Below are 23033 nucleotides of genomic sequence, written 5' to 3'. Positions count from 1 at the left end.
AACAGGTGCATAAAAAATCCCGGCCACTTGAGGCAACCGGGACTATTTAAAATCCGTCAACTTTTTTCAGGACTATTCAAGTAAAAAATTATTACGCTTTCTTCACGAATTCAGATTTGAGTGCCATTGCACCAAATCCATCGATCTTGCAATCGATGTTGTGATCGCTGTCCACCAGTTTAATATTTCTCACCTTCGTACCTGCTTTAATACTTTGCGTAGCGCCTTTTACAGGAAGGTTTTTGATTGTTACTACCGTATCGCCGTTCTGCAGGATATTACCATTGCAGTCTTTTACGACAAACGTATCTTCACTGATACTGGCTTCTTCCGGATTCCATTCATGGCCACATTCCGGGCATACCAGCAGATTATCCATTTGATAGGTGAACGTAGATTTACACTGCGGACATGGGGCGAATTCACTCATTTTACGAAATTTTAATGGCGGCAAAAGTAAAAAAACGACCAGACTTAAACGGTGACATTAATCACTTTTAAAGTCAAAAGTCAAAACCTAAAATTTTACTTGCGTTAGGTTTCCCCCTTCATTTTTGACGTTTCCCCTCCTTCACCTATGCCGCACTGATAAATGCCATAGCTTCATCCAGTTGATCGGTATCAAAATATCTTTCTTCAAAAGCGGAATTGGCAAGGTGCAAAACTTTGCTTTCAATTTTTACGGCAGCTTTAATAAAGTCGGAATGTGCTACTACTGCACAGCGACCTATTTTACCAAAGTGTTTAAAACCCCACACTTCACCGTCCACAAAAGCGCGCCAGTCCATGTGTTTCATCACAGACATATCTTTCACTTTAATCAGGAGGTTGACATGAGCTGCACCGTTTGCTAATTTCTCTTCAAAAAGTTGTTTGATAGATTGCGCATCGGCTTCGGTAAATGTTTCGGTCAATTCCAGTGCGAGCACGTTTCCTTCGAAAGTTTTGATTTGGTTGAGCATGATGATTGTTTTTTTTTAAGCGTAGCTAAAGTTAAATAAGAGATGGTAACGGAAATCTGATAAATATCATGCCTGGGTGCTTTTTTGCCACCAGCTGCCATTTCCTGTTTAGCGGAGTTGCGTCGCACATTGCGGCGCCAGAATTACTATTCATTCAGGTTTTCAAAATCGATGTGGGCGAAGAGATAATGCTTCCTAAATCATCACACAAGCATACAAATATCCTCTGCCGACTACAAATATCAGACGAAGGCTGGATTTTTGGTTGGAGGTACTGAGTACAAAGTATTTTCTGGTGATGTCTTTTGATGCGTAAAAATTGTTCTGTACAGTTATGTTGGTGCCTGCATATCTGTCTTCAAGTATTTTGTTGATTTCGGTAAATGCAGTAGAATCCATTTCCAGCATAAACGTCACATGACGGGCGTCGAGACTTCTGATCAGGCTGTCTTTTACGGAAAGGGAAAAGGATGCACTACTATTTTTAATGACGCAGCTTTTTGGTGTAGTTTGATAGCGTACATAAAATGCTACTCCTTTTTGGTTGCACATGACAAGATTGTTGTGTTGTTTAATGTGGCCAATCTTTATCAGTCCGGTAAGTTTCTTTCCGGGCTCAGCCAGATCTTTGGTGATGAGCTCAATTTCGTGTACTACGGTGTCATCTTGAACCTCGCCGATCGTTATGGGTCTGATTGTTAAATGATCGTTCCGGAATGAGGCCAACAGCAAACCTGCGATAAGGAGTAACAGGTGAATTCTTTTCATCAGGATTTATTTGCTGTAAACTTATAGACTAAATGATTGATTATGACGGACGAAATAAAATGATAACATACAAAGGCAATCCTCAATAGTAGCACCGGCGATGAACGTAATGCGTCGCAACGATGTTTAACCGGAGTTACAGCGCTGGCTGCCAAACACTGAAAAAGAATTTGAAAAAAATCCGCCGAACTTTGTCCCTGTTGCAGCATATCGATCGTCATAACTGTAGAATCAAAAAACTAAAAATCATGAAAGAGTTCTTGTTAGTATTCAAAGCAGATTACAATGCGATGCCAAAAACGCCGGAAGAAATGCAGGCAAACACGCAAAACTGGATGAACTGGATCGGTGGAATCGCCGCACAGAATAAATTATCCGATCGTGGTAACCGTTTGGATCGTGCCGGCACGGTCGTAAAAAAAGGAGACGGAATCATCTCTGACGGTCCGTACACGGAGATCAAAGAATCGATTATGGGCTACACACTGATCAAGTCGGACAGTCTCGATGAAGCAACTGAAATTGCCAAAGGCTGCCCGATATTTAATTTCGGCGGCGAAGTGGAAGTAAGGGAAATTAATGTGATGTAGCTTTGATGTGAGTGGTGAATAGTGAATTTTGAGTTCCGGATATTGTTGCTCACTATTGACAACCCACTACTCACATTTTTATCATTTTATGGGACCACAGGAGCTCACACCGCATTTATTCCGTACGGAGTACAGCAAGATTGTTGCGGTGCTCTGCAGGACTTTTCATTTCAGGCATATTGAAATTGCAGCGGATATTGCGAGTGAAACTTTTCTGAAAGCCTCAGAATACTGGGCCCAGAAAGGTGTTCCGGAAAATCCCGCCGCCTGGTTGTATACCGTTGCGAGGAATAAAGCCAAAGACTATCTGAAACATACAGCCATTTTTGAAACTGAAATCAGGAAAGGATTGATGCATGATGAATCGTGGACGGAGCTTGATTTTGATTTTAATCATCAGACGATTTCGGACAGTCAGCTGGCGATGATTTTTGCGGCGTGCAATCCGGTCAATTCATCGGAAGCGCAACTCTGTCTGACGTTGCAAATCCTTTGTGGTTTTAGTCTGGTGGAAATTTCGAATGCGTTGCTTGCAAAACAGGAAACGATCAAAAAACGTTTGCAAAGAGCGCGTGAAAATCTGCGTAATGAAAATTTTCAGATCAAATCATTAAGCGAAGATGAAATTAAAACACGATTCGAAGTCGTGCTTAGGGCGTTGTATCTCTTATTTAATGAAGGCTATTTTTCTAAGAGCAATAGTCTTTTAATCCGTAAAGATCTCTGTCTCGAAGCGATCCGGCTGGCGCTGGTACTCACCGGCAACGAGCTTACCGATACGCCGGAAGCTAACGCGCTCCTGGCGCTGATGTGTTTTCAAAGTTCAAGACTGGAAGCACGTACAGATGAAAGCGGCGCGGCTGTACTTTTTGACGAGCAGGACAGAAGCTTGTGGGATCAGGCGCTGATACAAAAAGGCAATCACTATCTGATACAGGCCAGCAAAGGCACCGAGCTTTCAAAATACCATCTCGAAGCTGCCATTGCTTATTGGCATACCACGACTGCTGATCCAAAGAAATGGCAACATATCCTGAATTTGTACAACGAACTCATTGTGGTGGAATATTCGCCGGTCACAGCATTAAACAGAGTATTCGCTTATGCAAAAGTTTATGGAAACGATAATGGCATTCGCGAAGCGGAAAAATTAAATCTTAAAGAGTCCGGTTATTTTCATGGGTTGTTGGGTTATCTGTACACCGGGTTGGATAGCAATAAAGCGCTGGAACATTACCGGAAGGCGATACTGCTCACAAAATCGGAAGCAGAACGAAAGGTTTTGGAAAAACAGGTTTTCAGGCTAATACCTATTCCAGAAAAGGACTCCCGACACGATGGCGATAGTTTTACGTTGTAGGTTGTACGTTTTAAGTTGTTCTCCAGCGTATGGTTACATCTTTAACTTAATTAACTCTTTGACTTTTTAACGCATTAACCCAACATTATTTCCAGTCTGCAATCGCGATTAATTTGCCGATATCATAAATGATAATCTGCGCGCCTTTTGTTTGCAGGATTTCTTCTTCCTTAAATTCTTTCAGTATGCGAATAACATTTTCCCTGGCAGTTCCTACAATGCCCGCCAGATCTTCGCGTCGCATATTAATTACCACAGGATCGCCCGGCTGAAAATCAACTTTGTATTTTTCACGCAGTACAATCAGATGCAGTGCTAGTCGCTGGCGTACCGTTTTTTGTCCAAGGGCGGAAAGACTATTGGTCAATACGGTAAACTCATGGCTGAGTGTTTTCAACAAACGTTTGCTCAATACCGGAGAATTTTGAATCGCAGCGAGAAAATCTTCGCGGGGAATAAACGTGATTACAGAAGCTTCCAATGCTGCGGCTGCGTCAGGGTAGCGGTCTTCGGAAAGGATTGCATGATAGCCGATGATTTCACCCTTGTTGGCCACATACAGAATCTGCTCCTTACCGTCTTTGTCTACCTTATATTTTTTGACTTTTCCTTCAGTAATATAAAAAATGCCGGTGGGGTACGCACCTTCCCTGAAAATCACTTCGCCTTTCTTATAGGCATCTTCCGATTTATGGGCCAGCAGTAATTTTAAATCCTCCGGTGGCAAGTCCTGGAGAACGGATTCACTTTTGAAGTCCCATTTGTCGATTGGGAAAAGGCCCTGAATACTCATGAACAGCAAAGGTAAAACCTTTAAAAGGTGATAAATATCACTTTTTCGTGTAAAATCATTCACCGCGGCTGAATAGCTGTGCGGGTAATTTTGCAGGATGAGTTTAAATACGATTACAGCCCAGCGTTATTTTACACAAGAACACGATTGGATTGATTTTAAAGGTGCCGTTGCTGATGTGGGTGTTGGCAAATTTAAACTGACAGGATTTAAAGCGATTGATAAGATCGTGTTTGCAGATATTTCGGGCTATATAGAGGCGGGGCAATTGATTGCATCTGTTTATTACAAAGACTATCAGATAGATTTGAACATGCCGGTTGCAGGCAAAATTGCTGAGCTCAACGGTCTGCTTGTAAATGGAGAAATGAACCGCTTATTGCCCGACGGCGCCTGCTGGCTGGTGCGGATAATTCCTGCAAAGCCTTATGACCGAAACGGCCTGGTGCCGCCCAAAGAATATGGGATGAACGGAAAAAATAAACATGCCAAATCATAAGCCCCTATAATAATCCCTATGACCGAAGTAAGGAAAATGTATACAGATCGCTGGTTTAAGGACGATAAACAGTTCAATGAAATTTATCCGGCGTACATACGGGCACTCGCAAGCCGCCATTGGACGCCTTTAGTTGTTGCTCAAAAAGCGGCCGCGTTTTTAGCGGTTGACAAAGGGAGTAAAATACTCGACATCGGTAGTGGTGCAGGTAAATTCTGTCTGGCGGCGGCATGGTATCAGCCAACGTGCTCGTTCTTTGGCATTGAGCAGCGAAAAGATCTGATTCGACAGGCGGAAATCGCAAAGGAATTGCTTTGTATTGATAACGCCTTCTTTTTGCACGGCAATTTTACGAAGGTAGATTTTGATCAGTACGATCATTTTTACTTCTACAATTCATTTTATGAAAATCTTGCCTGGGCTGAAAAAATCGATTATGCGCTGGAGTACTCGCACAACCTTTACCGCTATTATAATTTCAACCTGCGCAAAATGCTTGCGGACCGTCCTGATGGTACACGCTTAGTTACTTATCACAGTATGGAGGACGAGGTGCCTGAAAGTTATCAGATCGTGGGCATGCAGCTGGATGGTTTATTGAAGTTTTGGGTGAAAGCTCCTGAACGCTGAAATTCCAATACTAGAAGGGGCGTTTTTTGTTGATATGTTGAAAAGCTGAGACGTTAATACCTGAGACGTCCCATATTGATAGTTTGATGTAAAATGCGCAAGGCGTATAAATCTATAGCCCTATTAACTTAATAAGACTGCCGTAATTGCCGACAGCAGCTGGTAGAGATCCAATGGCCGGCATCTTCGTCGGAGTCGTAGCCCCCGCCGGCCATTGCCTTTACTTTTTGCATTGAGTTAAGCGCTCGATGAAAATGAAGTAATCTGGTATATAACTGCCCGCGTTTTATAGTTTCCCGCATCCTCACGCTTCGCTCTGGAGGACATGCAGCGGGCAAAGTCACACGGCACAGAAAATCCTTGCAACGATCACGGCGATACAAAGCGGTGAGTTATCAGGTGCATTTGTTTTGTTTCTCCGCAAACCAGGTAACGACGAATTAACCTTTCAACGAATTAGCCAATTAACTGCGTTGCTGCGCAACGCTTGTGGCTATAGTTCTACAAATAAGCCCCTTTCAAAAAGATATGTTTGTAATGAGAAGAGAACAATCATTATAAAACCATCTTACATGAAAAAAGCGCTACTAATGGTGCTTGCACTTGGCTTTCTGAAAGCGGGTGCGGCAGATTACTATTGGGTAAACGGGGGAGGGAACTGGAGCGATCTGAATCACTGGCGACTCGGAAGCAGTACCGGGTCTATCCCAAGCATTGTGCCTTCGGCATCCGACAACGTATTCTTTGACGCCAACAGCGGTTTTGGCACTACTACCGCCACAAAGACTGTAACGCTTGATGCTAACGGTTTTTGTAATAACATGACCTGGAATGCAGCAGTGCCGAATAGTCCGTTTTTCAATACGGCCAATACATCGTTTACCGTGCAAGTGAGTGGCAATACAGTGCTTGCACCCACAACAACGTATAATGTGCTGCTTGCATTTAAAGGTGCAGCAGCAGCCACACTCACTTCCAACGGCAACGTACTGGGTGAATTTGGAATGGAAGTTGATAAACCGGGTTCCAGCCTTACGCTGACTGATAATCTCATTGTGCCGGCCACTACTACTGTGTATGGAACAAGTGGACTTACTTTCACTTCCGGCACCTTTGATATTACAGGTAAAAATGTGACGCTTTATAATTTTATAGGCGATAATAGTAACACCCGTGTGTTGCAAATGACGAATGCTAATCTAACAGTTAATTCGGTGTATCGCTATGTGGGTCTCAACAAAACGCTGAATGCAACGGGTTCGGCATTGTACACTGGAAGTCTTACCACCGATGGCGGCATTTATAACATAGCAACGGCGACGCTCGCAGGCGGTCCAAATACAAACGTTATCAACAATTCGACCTATCACCTGCTGACTTTTACATCAACAACTAATATTTATTCGGACATTGAAAGTAACAATGTTGTTGACTCACTTATCTTTTACGGTCAAGGCTCCATTAATAACGCGAACATCGTTGGAAGCATTCAATTTAACGGACAAGGCAACATTGCCACCAATAACACAGTTGGAAATGTTGTGTTTGGCGGGGTGCAGGGTTTCGTAAGTGGTGGTAATACCATTGGAACGCTTACCTCTCTGAATAAGATGCAGATAACAGGTGTAAATACGATTGACAGCTTATTGCTGGCGCCCAATAAAACGTCAACGCTTGCCGGCACGATCAATATCAGCAAATACATGAAGGCACAAGGCGGAACCTGCCAGGCATTTACGGAAATCACAGCTACAGATTCAGTCCGTTTAATGTTTGGTGCTGCTGCAACAGCGCTTATTGACAACGTATACCTGACCAACATCAAGGCATATGGCAACATCACGCCGATTGCTGTATCCGGTGTGGATGGAGATGGTAACACCGGTTTCAATATTACTGCGCCTACATCTTTGGCAGGTGCTAATTTATACTGGGTTGGCGGCACTGGTGACTGGAACGATAATACGCACTGGAGTGCTACAAGTGGTGGTGCTGGTGGCGCTTGTATTCCATTTATGGCTGATACTGTTATTTTTGATTCAGGAAGCGGACTTTCCGGTGGAAAGATCGTGACGACTACCGGAAACACATATTGTTACAACATGAATTGGGTAGCGGGGGTTGGTACCTGTACGTTCAATGAGTCGGGTACGTATTCATTAAGTGTTTACGGCTCCGTGTCACTTAACTCATCTGTAACCATGAATGCTGCACTTGATTTTTCGGGTACGGTACCATCTTCTACTATAACAACGAATGGCAGTACGTTGGGTTCTTTAACGTTTAATGTGCGTAAGAAAGGTACAGGCGCCGTAACGCTTTTGGATAACTGGACCAATTTAAGCAATGGTGTCATTACGTTTACTGGCGGGGGTCTGATTTTAGCCAACCGCACACTTTCCATTAATCGTTTTACAGGTAACACAAATGGTGTTCGTTCGCTCGATATTTCTAATGCCAGCATTACTTTATCTAACGGTTGGACATATATCAGCAGCAACAAAACAATGAATGCGACAGGCTCTTATATTAATACGCAGTATGCGATTAATACAGATGGTTTGTCTTACCCGAAAATGGATGCGACTTATACAGGCTCCGGCAATCCTCAGGCTTTCGCTGTTTCCGGTACTACTTTCGGTACTTTGACTTTTACAGGTACAAATGCAACCTCTGGCGTCAATATCGACAGCAACAATACAATCGGACGTCTGGAATTTAAAGGTGCTGGTGCTATTGCCGGCCCGGGCAACGTGATTGATACGCTGATTCTTGCTGGTTCCCGTGTTTATCAGGTTACAGGAACTAGTACTATCAATAAATATATCAAAGCACAAGCGGCTACTTGTACTGGTTTACTGGAAATAAGAGGCAATACAACAGGCGGTTTTCAGTTCAATCCTGCAGCAGTTATAGACATGGCAAACGTTTATCTGCAGAATATGAGTGCTAGCGGTGTTCCAACGGTATCTGTCAGCGGCGCTGATGCAGGTGGTAATTCAGGATGGAATATTATTTCATCGGCAGGCACCCCACGTTATTGGATCGGTGGTGCTGGTGACTGGAACGACAACACACACTGGAGTGCAACAAGCGGCGGTACGGGCGGTGCCTGTATTCCTACGGTTTATGATGACGTCTATTTTGATGCCAATAGCGGATTTACTTCATCCAGCAAAACGGTTACGGTAAACAACGGCAACGCATATGCACGCAACATCGATTGGTCTGCAGCAACCAACAGCCCAATCTGGAACAAAGCGGCAGCATGGACAATTGAAGCATGGGGCCCTGCAGTGGTACTCAATCCTGCAGCTACATTTACAGTTGCTCCGCTGACACTCAAAGGAAATACGGCTACTATAATGTCAGGTACTGCACTCGGTAATTTTGATGTTAGAATCTCTAAAGTGGGCGGTAGTCTTACGCTGGCGGGCAATTACACGAATACACAAACTGATTTCCTCATCAACGATGGTGCTTTGAATCTTTCAGGTCGTACAGTTGCAGCATCGAGCATCAGTAATGAAGGATTGGCTAATGCCGAAAGCATAGACATCAGCAATGCAAACATTTCCTTAGACTCCTTGTGGCGATATAACGGAACAGCAACAGCACATACGCTGAATGCAACCGGTTCAACGATCAATACCAAAACGTTTAATGCGCTGGGTATGTCGTATAATGAGGTCAATGTAAATGACCTGGTAAATACCAGTGCCGTATTAAGCAATACGACGGTCAACAGACTGACTTTTACAAATCCGTCATTGGCGTCACTTGCGGGAATTAACGGCGGCAATAACACCATCGGCACCGCAGAATACAAAGGTGGCGGCGGTATTTATACTACTGGCAATACTATTGATACGTTGATCTTCTTTCCGGGTGCTACCTATACATTTACCGCAGGTACCAATACAACGGTTAATAAAGCATGGTTTGGTAGTGGTACGCCTTGTCACTTGACGGAGATCTACAGTAGCAGCGCTACGGCAAATGCAACAGTGAATCGTCCAAGTGGTACTACTACTTTCGATTACGTACGTTTACGTCGAGTAACAGGTACTGGCGGAACAGCTTTTACTGCGCAGCAGCATACGATTGATTTAGGTAACAACACTAACTGGAATATTGCAGCTTACAATGCAGGCGCTGCTATCCGAGGTCTGGGTAATGATACAGCTTTAGCGGCAAATGCTTTCCCTTACACGTTGCATACGGATGGTTTCTTTGGTGTACCTTCTTCTCAATACCTGTGGAGTGACAACAGCATCGTTGATTCTCTGGTAGCAGCAGATACGGGTCGTTATGCCGTAACCGTGAATTTCGTAGATGGCTGTACGGTAAGTGATACCATTCACCTTTTACTGCTAAATCCATTGTCTATTACATTGCTGAATTTCGAAGCTGCGGTTCAAAATTGTCAGGCGAATCTGAACTGGAAAGTGGCCAATGCGGTTGACTTTAAAGAGTTCGTCGTAGAGCGCAGCAATGATGGCCGCAACTTCGCATCGATTGCAAAACTGGTTTATGTAAAAGGCACAGGCGATTATGCGTACACCGATAAATCAATAAACATTGGTACTTCATACTATCGCTTACGTTTGATGGATGTAGACGGAAGTTATAACTACAGCAAAGTGGTATCTGTGAAATCTGATTGTTCGGCGCAGGCGATTGCAGTGTATCCTACGGTTACTAAAAATGCAGTGACTGTTGAACTGCCGTCAGGTTACGCCGGTGCGAAGATTGAAGTGTATAACAGCACTGGTCAGCTGGTACAAACAATCGATAACAACAATGAAGGCAAACAAAACCTTCAATTCAGTGGACTGGCACAAGGTCAGTACATTCTGAAAATAAGCAATGGCAGTGATGTGCACACCTTCAAGGTGATCTATCAGCTGTAAAAATAAATCCTGGTGGTCAAACAGGTTGGTTTGGAAGTGCCCGGCGTGCCGGGCACTTTTTTTATGTCTCACAATTTTTATGTCTCGTAACGATTACTACGAAACAAAGCCCCGGAGTTTTGTTACTCGGGTTCCCTGGTTTCACGCAAAGGTGCAAAGCGGCAAAGTCACGCAACGTGCAACTAAAAACCTCTCGCAACGATCACGGAGACGCAAAGCTTATCAACTGCAGTCATTACTCGGGTTCCCTGGTTTCACGCAAAGGTGCAAAGCGGCAAAGTCACGCAACGTGCAACTAAAAACCTCTCGCAACGATCACGGAGACGCAAAGCTTATCAACTGCGGTCATTACTCGGGTTCCCTGGTTTCACGCAAAGGTGCAAAGCGGCAAAGTCACGCAACGTGCAACTAAAAACAGCTCGCAATGATCACGGAGTCGCAAAGCGGATCAACGAAGGTCATCACTCGCATTTGTTACATCATATAAAACGCGTCATTGCGGCGTCCGTCGCAACTGATTTTGCAAAGTTTGTTGTTCTATGATCTGCATTACGCGAATGTTTCCTCGCATCGACATTACATTTTACTCGTCGTCCAAACCACGTAACGACGAATTAACCAATTAACGAATTAACTGCGTTGCGCAGCAACGCTTGTGGCTATAGTTCTACAAATAAGCACTTTTTGAATAGATATGTTTGCATTGAGAACAGAGAACAATCATTACAAAACCATCTATTATGAAAAAAGCGCTACTAATGGTGCTTGCACTGGGCTTTCTGAAAGCGGGTGCAGCGGACTACTATTGGGTAAACGGGGGAGGGAACTGGAGCGATCTGAATCACTGGCGACTGGGCAGCAGTACCGGATCTATCCCAAGCATTGTGCCATCAGCATCCGACAACGTATTTTTTGATGCCAACAGTGGTTTTGGCACTACTACCGCAACGAAGACTGTGACACTCGATGCCGCGGGTTTTTGTAACAACATGAGTTGGGGCGCAGTGCCGAATAGTCCAATCTTCGGCAGATCGAATGTTGCTTATAATGTACAAATAAGCGGCAACGCTTCGCTGTCTACTACTACTACGTATAATCTGGTATTGTCGTTTGTAGGTTCAGCAGCATCTACGCTTACCACTAATGGTAACGTACTTGGCGAATTTGGTCTGGATGTAAGTAAAACAACTGGTAGCTTGACGCTGGCAGATAATCTCGTAGCACCGGCAATTACGAACGCAACTACTACAAATGGCATCTCTTTTACAAGTGGGACATTTGATATGTCCGGTAAAACTGTATCGGTTTATGTGTGTGCCAGTAATAATAGCAATACACGGACTTGGAACATGTCCAACACTACGCTCAATACCTATACAGGCTATCGCTATCAGGGCACCGGCAAAACGCTGAATGCAACGGGTTCGTTGATAACAGCCGGAGGGGTAATCACTGACGGAGGTACTTATAACAAGGTAATTTCTACAAGTTCGGTGGCCAATTATTCGAACATCATCAGTGGCACCACATTCAAGTCGCTGACTTTTACGGCGTCCAGTCTGGCGTACTCCGTTATTACAAACGGGAATACTATTGACACGCTTACTTATGCCGGAGCTGGTACTGTAGGGCCAACTAATACTTTAGGCATAGTTTCTCTGGGCGGGCAAACCAATGTTAATAGCAATAATACTATCGCCAAAATGACCGCCACGGATAAATTGTCAATGGCTGGCGGGAATAGTATAGATACCTTATTGCTGGCTGCCAATAGAACCACTGTGCTGGCGGGTACTACTACCATTAATAAATACTTGAAGGCGCAGGGCGCCACTTGTCAGGCCTTTACTGAAATTACTGCCGCGGATTCTGCTAAGCTGGTTTTCGGACCTTCGGCGGCTGCATTGATTGATTACGTTTACCTGACCAATATCATGGCTTCAGGAAACATTACTCCTATCAACGTTTCTGGTTTGGATGGTGGTGGCAATACTGGTTTCAATATTACCGCACCGACTTCAATTGCGGGTACTAATTTGTATTGGGTAGGTGGTACTGGCGACTGGAACGATAACACACACTGGAGTACCACCAGCGGTGGCACGGGCGGTGCGTGTATTCCTTCCATTGCCGATACTGTAATTTTCAACTCAGGTAGTGGTTTATCCGGTGGCAAGATTGTATCAACTACGGGTAACGCTTATTGCTATAATATGAGCTGGCTTCCTGGCGTGGGTACTTGCACCTTTAGTCAGTCGGTTAGTTATAACCTGAGCGTCTACGGATCTGTATCACTCAACTCTTTGGTAACGATGAATGCCGCACTTGCATTTCTTGGCACTGCAGTTAATTCTACCATTACATTTAACGGAAGTTCATTAGGTACGCTAGGCCTTACAATCAGGAAAACCGGCAGTGGCGCGCTCACCTTTGCTGATAGCTGGACAAATAGTGGTGGATCGATGTCATTGGCGTCGGGCCGCGTGAATATGCAGGGTAAAACGATTAATATATACGAGATGGCCAGCGGTGGTAGCACCGTACGGTATCAGGATATGACCGGTACCAATATACGTGTTAGTCACGGCTGGACTTATAACGGCACGAATATGACATTGGCGACTATCGGCTCTCATGTAATATCTGATTACTACATCAATATTTCCGGTCAGTATTATCCTTATATGGAAGGTGCTTACACTGGTGGTGTTGCAGTTGATGCCATTGCACAAAGCACCATCGATAGTCTTATTTTTTCCGGTACTTCTGCAACGAGTCAGTCACAAATCGGCAACGGTAATACTATCCGCAGATTGGAGTTTAAAGGTGCTGGTTATATAACCGGTATTAACACAATTGATAGCTTGGTATTAGCAGGTTCCCGTGTCTATAAATTCAATAACGTTAATACCATCAATAAATATTTCCAGGCGGTATCTACTACTTGTAGCGGTTTGTTGGAATTAAGAGGGAATACTACGGGTACTTTCGCTTTTAATCCTGCAGCTGTGATCAATATGAACAATGTTTATCTGCAGAATATGGTGGCGACGGGTGTGCCTCCGGTAGCAGTGAATGGTGCTGATGCAGGTGGCAACTCTGGTTGGAATATTACTTCAACTGCAGGTAGCGCTCACTACTGGATCGGTGGTGCCGGCGACTGGAATGATAATACACACTGGAGTGCAACGAGTGGTGGTACTGGCGGCGCTTGTATCCCTACGGTTTCTGACGATGTTTATTTTGATGCTAACAGCGGATTTACTTCTTTGAGTAAAACGGTTACAGTAAGTAATGGTAATGCTTACAGCCGTAATCTTAATTGGGCCAATGCAACGAATGCACCTATCTGGAATGTATCAGTTTCATGGGCTATGGAGATTTGGGGTGATAGCATTATCCTTAATCCTGTGGCAACATTTAATGCATGGGTAACTGCCAAAGGCGGCTTACGTCCTGCATTCCTGAAAGGCAATGTACTGGGTAATTTTGATTTGAATGTTGACAAGCCGGGTAGCAGTCTGACGATGTTGAACGATTTCAGCAATGGTCAAACTACGATCGGAGTGCTTAATGGTACGTGGAATGCATCTGGCATTAATCTGAACATATACCAGGTAGATAATTCCGCTGGCACAAACAATGTGTCTGCGATGAATATCAGTAACTCTACGGTTACTGCACCGCTTGGCTGGCGTTACCAGGGTGTCGTTGCTAATCATAGCCTGAACGCTACGCATTCGTCTATTACAACGAACAATTTCAAAGCAGCCGGTCTATCTTACGATACAGTCAATGTATATGCTGTTATTAATACAGATGTCAACATGGCTGCTTCTACGGTAAACAATCTTACGTTTACTAACACAAGCGCTACCGCTGGTGGTGGTATCGTAGGCGATGCGAATATCCTTCACAGAGTTGAATTCAAAGGTGGCGGTATTATTGCCGGCAACAACAATGTTATCGATACACTGATTTTCTTCCCGGGCGATACTTATACGTTTACGGCCGGTACTAATACAACCATCAATAACGCCTGGTACGGTAGCGGCACACCTTGTCACCTGACGCAGATCGCCAGCAGCAGTCCGTCTGCAAATGCTACAGTAACGAGACCAAGCGGTAATACCACATTCGATTATGTGCGACTGAACCGCATCACAGGTGCCGGTGCTGCTAGTTTTGTGGGTCAGCAACATACCATTGATCAGGGTAATAATACCAACTGGGCGATTGCAGCTTACAATGCTGGTGCTGCTATCAGAGGTTTGGGTAATGATACTGCAATTGCTGCAAGCGCGTTCCCTTATACACTGCATACTGATGGCTTCTTCGGTGTTCCTTCTTCACAATACCTGTGGAGCAATAATAGCACCGCTGATTCTCTGGTTGCAGCAGATACTGGACGCTATTCTGTAACCGTGAATTTCGTAGATGGTTGTACCGTAAGCGATACCATTCACCTTTTATTGCTAAATCCATTGTCTATTACACTGCTGAATTTTGAAGCTGCGGTTCAAAACTGTCAGGCAAATCTGAACTGGAAAGTGGCCAATGCGGTTGATTTTAAAGAGTTCGTCGTAGAGCGCAGCAATGATGGCCGCAACTTCGCATCGATTGTAAAACTGGCTTATGTAAAAGGCACAGGTGATTATGCGTACACTGATAAATCGATAAACATTGGTGCTTCTTATTATCGTCTCCGTCTGATGGATGTTGACGGAAGTTATAACTACAGCAAAGTGGTATCTGTGAAATCTGATTGTTCGGCGCAGGCGATTGCAGTGTATCCTACGGTTACTAAAAATGCAGTGACTGTTGAGCTGCCATCAGGTTACGCCGGTGCGAAGATCGAAGTTTACAATGGTACTGGTCAGCTCGTACAAACAATCGAGAACAACAACGAAGGAAAACAAAACCTTCAATTCAATGGACTGGCACAAGGTCAGTACATTCTGAAAATAAGCAATGGCAGTGATGTGCACACCTTCAAGGTGATCTATCAGCTGTAAAAATAAATCCTGGTGGTCAAACAGGTTGGTTTGGAAGTGCCCGGCGTGCCGGGCACTTTTTTTTATGTCTCACAATTTTTATGTCTCGCAACGATCACGGAGACGCGAAGCGGATCAACGATGGTTATCACACGCGTTCCTTTGTTTCACGCGAAGGTGCAAAGGAGCAAAGAAGCAAAGTCACGCAACGTGAAACCGAAACATCTCACGACGATCACGACGACACAAAGCTGAGGTTTACTACTTGCATTTGTGACAAACTCACGTGTTGTCACGAGGCACGACGTGGTGATCTGATTTCGCGTAGTCTGTTACTTTATGCTGGGTTCCTCGCGTCATTGCGAGGTACGAAGCAATCTGAATCAGGTGACTGCTCGCATTTTATGAGTTTCCCACAAAGAAGCAAAGAGGCAAAGTCACACAGTGTGAAACCGAAACATCTCACGACGATCACGACGACACAACGCTGAGGTTTACTACTCGCATTTGTGACAACCCCACGTGTTGTCACGAGGCACGACGTGGTGATCTGATTTCGCGTAGACTGTTGCTCCATACAGGATTCCTCGCGTCATTGCGAGGTACGAAGCAATCTGCATTATATTTATGAGATTATTTTTGGAGTATCATTTTTAAAATTGGCGACAAAAAAGTAGCTAAGGAAACAATTCCCGAGGTAATGATTGTAATGTTGCTTGTGGGTTGATGCTCCATGACGATCTTTAGCGTTCTGTCGTCTGGATTATTCCTTAATATTTTCTCTTTATTGCCGGCACCTCCAAATTAATTCCCAATACCTCAAAGCTTAGAAAAACTACTGAATAGGCAAAAGTCTCTACCTCAAAGGTTCAAATTCCTACCTCAAAGCTGGAACGTCCTGGGTCAAAGCAAGGAAATCCTAGGTCGAAGCCAGAACTTTCTACGTAAAAGGTAGGAATTCCTACCTCTGAGCCAGGAAATCCTACCTCAAAGCCAGGATGTTCTACCTCTGAGCTACAAAATCCTGGCTCTGGGGTAGAACATTGCACCTTCGGGCTAGAAAAAGCTAGCTCCGGGCAGCAAATTCTAGTCAAAACTTAATAGTAATCACGCCCAACTTCCTGAACGTCTTATTGGCCAGCCATTTTCTGAATTTCGTTGGCGGGTTTTGGAGTTCACCTATGGATGTATAGTACTGAATTAGCCGTTCGTACAAATTCGGTGTGTCGGGAAATATACTTTTAAAGCTTTCGGAAACTTTTGCCGCAGCAATAAAAATATGAGAGGGCTGAATCCGTTTTGCGGCAAATAAATAAGATTCGACAGCGGCCTGTTTTAAAATGATTTCAGCATCTTTCGTCAGCGGTACATTTTCCATGATAATGATTGCAGGTCCTCTTTTGTTTGCCTCCAGAAAAGAATTGAATTCGGCATCTTCCTTAAAACAGAATTTCCGGATGGAGGAAGATTTATTTAAATGGCAATCGGCCAGAAAAAAATGCAGGATGGAAATATAATCGTAGCCAAGTTGCAGCGCCAGTTCTCTTGAAACCCGGATTACATCTTCAGCATCCTTTGAAAACCGGCGTTGTATCATTGTCTAAAAATAGTCAATAGTTCGGCAGCCCTCTTTCTTTCTCCCCGGGTATTTTATATTTTACTGAAATTTTACTCCTATGCCGCTCCGCCTGTATACCTTTTTCAGTTTTTTGCTGCTAACCGCATTTCATGTGTCCGCACAGCCAATTTTCAGGCTCGAAGTTAAACACTCACAGGTGGGAACAAAAGATACTTTCGATTGCAGGATTTATTTTGAAGGACCCAACAGAGATATTAGAATTATTCCACCCAGTTTGAGTCAGTTTGATGTCATTGCTGGCCCGTTTATGTCGGAGAGCAGCTCCGTGACAAGAATCGGTGATTCAGTGACCAAAGCATCTCAAGAATATCGTTTCAAGTTAAGAGCCCGTCATGAAGGAGACATTTTGCTGGGTCCGGCGATCATGAAAAGCAGCACAGGTAAGGTCTATAGGTCCGACAGTGTATTGCTGAAGGTGGTGGCTGGAAAATTTTTGCAAAAGGAAACCAATTTTTTGGTGTACGATGAATTTGTAAGCGATCTGCCGGGTTTTAAAGATTTTCAATGGTCGGAATTTCTGGAACAGTTTCAAAAGTTTGCCGGTGACGGTGCATTCGTGGTTTCGGCCGGTTCTGTTTATCACAATTACAATGCAGCCGCGGGGGAAGATTCGATGAAGATGGTGGCTGTGTTGAATGAAATAGACAGCAGTCTCCACAATCGCGCCGGGGTAACTGGTACGGGTACTTTAATGTTTCGTCATGAGCTTCGGAATTACTATTCTGTGAAAGACACCACAGGTTTGCGTGCGATAATCGAAAAGGTTTATGCAGCGCACAAATATAATATCCGCATGGCTACATTTATGGAGCAGAGTAGCGGTTGGAATTCTTTCTTCGAAGAAAATAAACTGAGTCAAATGCGGCAGGCATGGGAAGAGGCAGAATTGAAAGCAGCATTGTTGTCGCATCTCAAAGATGATCTGAATATGCGCAGACCCGTTTATTTTAAGTTTTATTCGAGGGCAATTACAAATCTGCAGCATTTTTCAGACTATGCAATGAAGAATGGATATGGGATAGATTCGATGACGGCAATTGAGCCGCGTGGAGATTCAATGAACTGCATGCTGATAATTTCGAAACGTAGCACGGCAAAAGCTGAGGCGCTGTATCAAATGATCATGGCACTCCGCAATGAATTTAACGATGGAAATGACCGATATCATGGCTTTTATGCGGGCATGAAAATCAGTCCGGCGAAAAAGCGCGGATAGCGTCAACAGTCAAAAAATTCTATTGTCATCTGATGTTTGCGATAGAATGTTCTACTCGCGTTTGTCATCCTGATGAAGGAAGGGTCTCGTGTGATGTTGTGCTCTTATTTCGCGGGATGTCTCCTTCGTCGACATGACCATGTTGTTATACAATTTCACTCGCGTTTGTCCTGATGAAGGAAGGGTCTCGTGTGATGTTGTGCTCTTATTTCGCGGGATGTCTCCTTCGTCGACATGACTGTGTTGTTATACAATTTCACTCGCGTTTGTCCTTTAGATTTGCCTTGGCAATTTCTTAAAGACATTACTATTATTATTACTATTTCTTTTTTGCTTCTTTTTTCTTTAGAATCCACAATTTTATGTGGATAAAGACTAACCTCAGCAGGGACGCATTAACAACTTTGTCAAGGTTTTAATACCTATGGGATGATAAAATCCCCTGCTGATTTTTCCCTTTGTGTCCATATAGCAATTAGGGCTTGAGACCCACTATTAAGGACTTGGACGATGGGGCAAAAATGGTTAGCCAAACTTTAATAAGAGTGAACAAAATTATGAAAAAGGAAAAACAATGTTATCTGGGTATTGATGTGTCAAAGTCGTGGTTTGATCTTTCGATGATCAGCGTTATCGATAATGAAAAACAAGCGATGATATCGGTTCGTTTTAATAATGATGAGCAAGGCATCAAACAGCTCAATAAATGGCTAAAGGAGAATGAAGTTCCCTTCAATGGAAATAGCCTTCTGGTCGTCGAGAATACAGGTGTGTATCATAGGTTATTGTGGGCATATTGCAGCAATAAAAATCTACCTATCCATATTGGTAATGCGGCGCAGATTAAATGGAGCCAAGGTATAACACGAGGTAAAAATGATCTGGTAGACAGCCAGCGTTTATGTATATATTGCTTAAGGCATGCCGACGATCTAAAAGCCACACCGGCATTGGATCCTGTTTTGCTCAAACTCAAAGATTTGTTTACTGCGCGTAGTCGGCTTATCAGCCAATGTAACAGTATAAATGTATATCTGCATGGATTGAAACGGGCTAATACGCCAGATGTACAGCAGCTGATGGAATCGGCACACAAGCCAGCTACAGAGGGACTCAAAAAATCACTCGAAGAAGTGGAGGCGCAGATATTGAGAATAATAACGGCCAGCGAAGCGATCAAGAGGAGTTATGATCTGCTGCTGAGCGTTCCGGGTATAGGTCACGTAACTACCATTTACCTGATCTGTTGCACTAACAATTTTGCTGGTAATGTAAGCGGCAAGCAACTTGCGTCGTATGCAGGAGTAGTTCCGTTTGGGCATAGCAGCGGTAGTAGTATAAGAGGTCGGAATAAGGTGCACAAAATGGCTAACAAGGAGCTAAAGAAATTATTGCATATGGGAGCGAGATCGGTTGCAACTCATAATTCTGAGTTCCGTAATTATTACGAACGCAAAAAAGCGGAAGGGAAACATGATCTGGCTATAATTAATGCAATCAGGAATAAAATGGTTCTAAGGGTCGTGGCCGTCATTAAGAATCAAAGAAAATATGTAGATAACTATCAAAAAGCAGCATAAAAATTGTTTGGCTAAGTCATAGCAATCATCCCGATGCAAGAGGGATCCCGCGCATTGTGTGCCCACATTTAGCGGGGCGTCGTTATCCTGAGCGGAGTTGAAGGGCAAAAGTCAAAACAGTTAATTTTTTCAACTTACAACTTAGGACTTACAGCTTAAAACGTACAACTTAAAGACTTAAATCTCGCAACGCACAATCCTGTAATTTTGTTTTCAACTTTGACGATGATCTGCAGTCAAAGCTTTACCGTAAAACCGCTTCTTATGCTGCGAATAGTCATCCTTTCAGCATTATTGATTTCCGCGCTCAATTGTTGCGGTCAAAAGTTTACGATTGATAATGAAACAGAGTTTGATCTCTATTACGGAATGGGCGCTACTCAGGAAGGGACGGGTTGTTCCGGTCACGGTATTTCACCACACAAAAGTGTAATGGTTTTCACCAATATTGACTCCGTCAACTGGGATTGTCGCTATTTTAAAACACCCATCAAACCGAAAACCTATCAAGGTTTTGTCGTAGCTATGCAAAACGGTGGTCGGGGCGTTGATCCTACACGTTTCCGTGATTGTCTCGCTTATATAATCAAGTACGGCGTTAAAATTCATTATTACTGGCTGGTAGATAATAAGGGCGATATCACCATCAGAATTATAGAACAGGGATGGTAGTAATGGTCAAAGGTCTACGGCTGAGAACGTACAACCCATAACGTAGAACTTAAAACATAAAACTTAGAACTTAAAATTTATACCTTGATGATCCGCGGCATGGTTTATTTGCTGGATAAACAGGAACTTTGGGGTAGTTGAACCCGAAAACATCAGACGTATGGGATATCAGCCAATAGAAAACTATGGAGTAATCGGAGACCTTAATACTGTTGCCTTGGTAGGGCTAAACGGCTCGATTGATTTTATGTGTTTCCCCAATTTTGATTCACCCACCATATTCGCAGCCTTACTCGACGATCAAAAAGGCGGTTACTTTTACATTCAGCCGGAATTCGCAGAGATGAAAACCAAGCAGATTTATCTGCCTGATACAAACGTGTTGCTCACCCGTTTTTTATCAACCGATGGTGTGGGTGAAATCACCGATTTTATGCCTGTGGCCGAAGAGTATGATGGTAAAGAATTGATCCGGCGAGTGACAACGGTGCGGGGAAATGTAAATTATAAAATGAAGTGTGTACCGCGGTTTAATTATGGACGAAGCAAACATCAGATTAAGCGGAAATCGCGATACGAGCTAATATTCACCAGCAAAGGAAGAGATAAAATTGTTTTGCGGCTGAAAAGCTCGGTGCCCCTGCACGTAAAAGGCAATGATGCAATCGCGGAATTTACGCTGGGCGCGGGTCAGACGGCGGATTTTTTATTGGAGCAGGTTGATAAAGGGCAGGTAGGGAAAGAAGACTTTGAAACTTTTATCACTGATAGTTTATTTCGCACGGTTAATTATTGGAAGGATTGGGTAGGGCACTCTACCTATCGCGGCCGGTGGATGGAAACAGTCAATCGTTCGGCGCTTGTTTTAAAACAGCTTACCTCATTTCAATATGGATCTATAATTGCAGCCGCAACTTTCGGTTTGCCGGAAACGATTGGCGGTCAGCGCAACTGGGATTATCGTTACACCTGGATCAGGGATGCTTCTTTTACAGTAAATGCGTTGATGAAGCTGGGTTATAAAAAAGAAGCCGGTGCATTTATGCAATGGGTGGAGAAGCAGTGTGAGGACATCAAAGGTCAGAGCCGTCTGGGTATTATGTATTCGATTGATGGGCATCCGCAGCTGAAAGAAAATGTATTGAAAGGGTTTTCCGGCTATCGTGACTCGCAGCCCATCCGTATTGGTAATGACGCTTATGGGCAGCTCCAGCTCGATATCTACGGTGAGCTGATGAATGCCGTACATCTCTACGACAAACACGGGGAGCCTATTTCATACGATTTTTGGAAAGACCTCGAACAACAGATCGATTGGTTGAGTAAAAATTGGGATCAGCCGGATGAAGGCATATGGGAGGTGCGTGGTGGCAGAAGAAAATTTCTTTACTCGCGATTGCAGTGTTGGGTGGCTTTAGACAGAGCGATCAAGCTGGCGAGAAACCGTTCGTTTCCGTTAAATGCTAAATGGAAGGTAGCGCGCGATAAAATATTCGAATCGATATACAACGATTTCTGGGACGAAAAACTGCAGGCATTTGTGCAATATCCCGGCGCCAGCAGTGTTGATGCATCTACCTTACTGATGCCGATCGTAGAGTTTATCAGTCCGAAAGATCCGCGATGGCTTTCTACTTTGAAAGCAATTGAAAGAGACCTGGTGTCGGATTCGCTGGTCTATCGTTACAAGCCAGACCTTGCGGCACCGGACGGTTTCATCAGTCATGAAGGGACGTTTTCTATGTGTACGTTTTGGTATGTAGAATGTTTGTCGCGCTCAGGTCAGTTGGAAAAAGCAAGATTTTATTTTGAGAAAATGCTTGGTTATGCCAATCATCTCGGTCTTTATTCAGAGCAGCTTGGCTTTGAAGGCGAGCACCTCGGTAACTTCCCGCAAGCCTTTACCCATCTGGGTTTGATCAGTGCGGCCTGTAATCTCGATGAGCAACTCAACGATGTAAGAAACAAAGACGTGAACTACTAACATTTTGAAAGTATGAAGTGCCATATTTCGATTTTGAAACGCTGTTGCATCGGTAAGCAACGGATGAAATCAAAGCTGTTTTAAATTGGGAATAATTGCTTTTGCAATCGCAGCATTTGGATTGAAATGATGATTAAATAATTCAGTTTTTATATTAGTAATTTTTAAAGAAGCAAAGTCGGATAAATGCGTTCATGTTCTGATACGCCCATCTGTAGCGCTTTTGAGAGCTCCCCAATTTTGGTGATTTTTTTGTTAATGATGAAATTTTCCTTTTATCGTAATATTTAAATTGTATGTTTGCGGAACGAAAGCATTTATTTAAAACACACCCAAGATGAAACGAAAGACCAACCTAATGTCATATTTGACATAGAGCAGTGTATTGCTCCGAAAATAATCAGACAATTTTACGGCTAATATCTAAACATAC

Annotated in this window: 15 protein-coding genes; 10 read left to right on the top strand and 5 right to left on the bottom strand. The window is 43.7% G+C overall.

Features of this window, described 5'->3' with window-relative positions:
- Positions 1 to 91: 91 nt before the first annotated feature.
- The 3 genes from DN068_RS12985 to DN068_RS12975 all read right to left on the bottom strand — a co-directional run bounded on the left by DN068_RS12985 (position 92) and on the right by DN068_RS12975 (position 1730).
- A complete protein-coding gene (locus DN068_RS12985; RefSeq protein WP_110999358.1) occupies positions 92 to 430 on the bottom strand; it encodes a zinc ribbon domain-containing protein YjdM in 339 nt (112 codons plus the stop codon).
- Between the two features lie 145 nt (positions 431 to 575).
- Positions 576 to 962 carry a SpoIIAA family protein gene (locus DN068_RS12980; protein WP_110999357.1) on the bottom strand — a complete coding sequence of 129 codons (387 nt, stop codon included), beginning with the start codon at positions 960 to 962 and terminating at the stop codon, positions 576 to 578.
- Between the two features lie 195 nt (positions 963 to 1157).
- Positions 1158 to 1730, bottom strand: a complete 573-nt coding sequence (locus DN068_RS12975; protein WP_110999356.1) for a hypothetical protein — start codon at positions 1728 to 1730, stop codon at positions 1158 to 1160.
- 248 nt (positions 1731 to 1978) lie between these two features.
- On the opposite strand from DN068_RS12975, the gene DN068_RS12970 reads away from it, so the two are divergent.
- Together DN068_RS12970 and DN068_RS12965 are read left to right on the top strand one after the other, a co-directional pair.
- Entirely contained in the window at positions 1979 to 2320 is a 342-nt protein-coding gene (locus DN068_RS12970) for a YciI family protein (protein WP_110999365.1), read from the top strand.
- An 88-nt stretch (positions 2321 to 2408) separates the two neighbouring features.
- Positions 2409 to 3680 (top strand): RNA polymerase sigma factor, encoded by a 1272-nt coding sequence (locus DN068_RS12965; protein WP_110999355.1) that lies wholly within the window; start codon positions 2409 to 2411, stop codon positions 3678 to 3680.
- A gap of 85 nt (positions 3681 to 3765) precedes the next feature.
- Here DN068_RS12965 and DN068_RS12960 read toward each other — a convergent pair whose 3' ends face one another.
- On the bottom strand, positions 3766 to 4473 hold the full coding sequence (locus DN068_RS12960) for a Crp/Fnr family transcriptional regulator (RefSeq protein ID WP_110999354.1): 708 nt from the start codon (positions 4471 to 4473) through the stop codon (positions 3766 to 3768).
- 97 nt (positions 4474 to 4570) lie between these two features.
- Between DN068_RS12960 and DN068_RS12955 the strand changes: the two genes are divergently transcribed.
- From DN068_RS12955 to DN068_RS12940, 4 genes are all read left to right on the top strand, one after another.
- Entirely contained in the window at positions 4571 to 4972 is a 402-nt protein-coding gene (locus tag DN068_RS12955; RefSeq protein ID WP_110999353.1) for a hypothetical protein, read from the top strand.
- A gap of 18 nt (positions 4973 to 4990) precedes the next feature.
- Positions 4991 to 5602 (top strand): methyltransferase domain-containing protein, encoded by a 612-nt coding sequence (locus DN068_RS12950; RefSeq protein ID WP_110999352.1) that lies wholly within the window; start codon positions 4991 to 4993, stop codon positions 5600 to 5602.
- Positions 5603 to 6174: 572 nt separating this feature from the next.
- Entirely contained in the window at positions 6175 to 10515 is a 4341-nt protein-coding gene (locus DN068_RS12945) for a T9SS type A sorting domain-containing protein (RefSeq protein ID WP_110999351.1), read from the top strand.
- Between the two features lie 740 nt (positions 10516 to 11255).
- Positions 11256 to 15530 carry a T9SS type A sorting domain-containing protein gene (locus DN068_RS12940; RefSeq protein WP_110999350.1) on the top strand — a complete coding sequence of 1425 codons (4275 nt, stop codon included), beginning with the start codon at positions 11256 to 11258 and terminating at the stop codon, positions 15528 to 15530.
- Between the two features lie 1069 nt (positions 15531 to 16599).
- On the opposite strand, the gene DN068_RS12930 is transcribed toward DN068_RS12940, so the two are convergent.
- Positions 16600 to 17106, bottom strand: coding sequence for a hypothetical protein (locus tag DN068_RS12930; RefSeq protein WP_110999348.1), 507 nt, complete (start codon positions 17104 to 17106; stop codon positions 16600 to 16602).
- A 79-nt stretch (positions 17107 to 17185) separates the two neighbouring features.
- Here DN068_RS12930 and DN068_RS12925 point away from each other — a divergent pair, with 79 nt between their 5' ends.
- The 4 genes from DN068_RS12925 to DN068_RS12910 all read left to right on the top strand — a co-directional run bounded on the left by DN068_RS12925 (position 17186) and on the right by DN068_RS12910 (position 22600).
- Positions 17186 to 18364 carry a BatD family protein gene (locus DN068_RS12925; RefSeq protein WP_110999347.1) on the top strand — a complete coding sequence of 393 codons (1179 nt, stop codon included), beginning with the start codon at positions 17186 to 17188 and terminating at the stop codon, positions 18362 to 18364.
- A gap of 557 nt (positions 18365 to 18921) precedes the next feature.
- A complete protein-coding gene (locus DN068_RS12920; RefSeq protein WP_165836390.1) occupies positions 18922 to 19944 on the top strand; it encodes an IS110 family RNA-guided transposase in 1023 nt (340 codons plus the stop codon).
- A 264-nt stretch (positions 19945 to 20208) separates the two neighbouring features.
- Positions 20209 to 20616, top strand: a complete 408-nt coding sequence (locus DN068_RS12915; RefSeq protein WP_123985339.1) for a hypothetical protein — start codon at positions 20209 to 20211, stop codon at positions 20614 to 20616.
- Between the two features lie 160 nt (positions 20617 to 20776).
- A complete protein-coding gene (locus DN068_RS12910) occupies positions 20777 to 22600 on the top strand; it encodes a glycoside hydrolase family 15 protein (RefSeq protein ID WP_110999344.1) in 1824 nt (607 codons plus the stop codon).
- The last annotated feature ends 433 nt before the right edge of the window (positions 22601 to 23033 follow it).

The sequence above is a fragment of the Taibaiella soli genome (assembly GCF_003236175.1).
Lineage (GTDB): Bacteria > Bacteroidota > Bacteroidia > Chitinophagales > Chitinophagaceae > QKTW01.
This window is presented reverse-complemented; position numbering and strand designations above follow the sequence as displayed.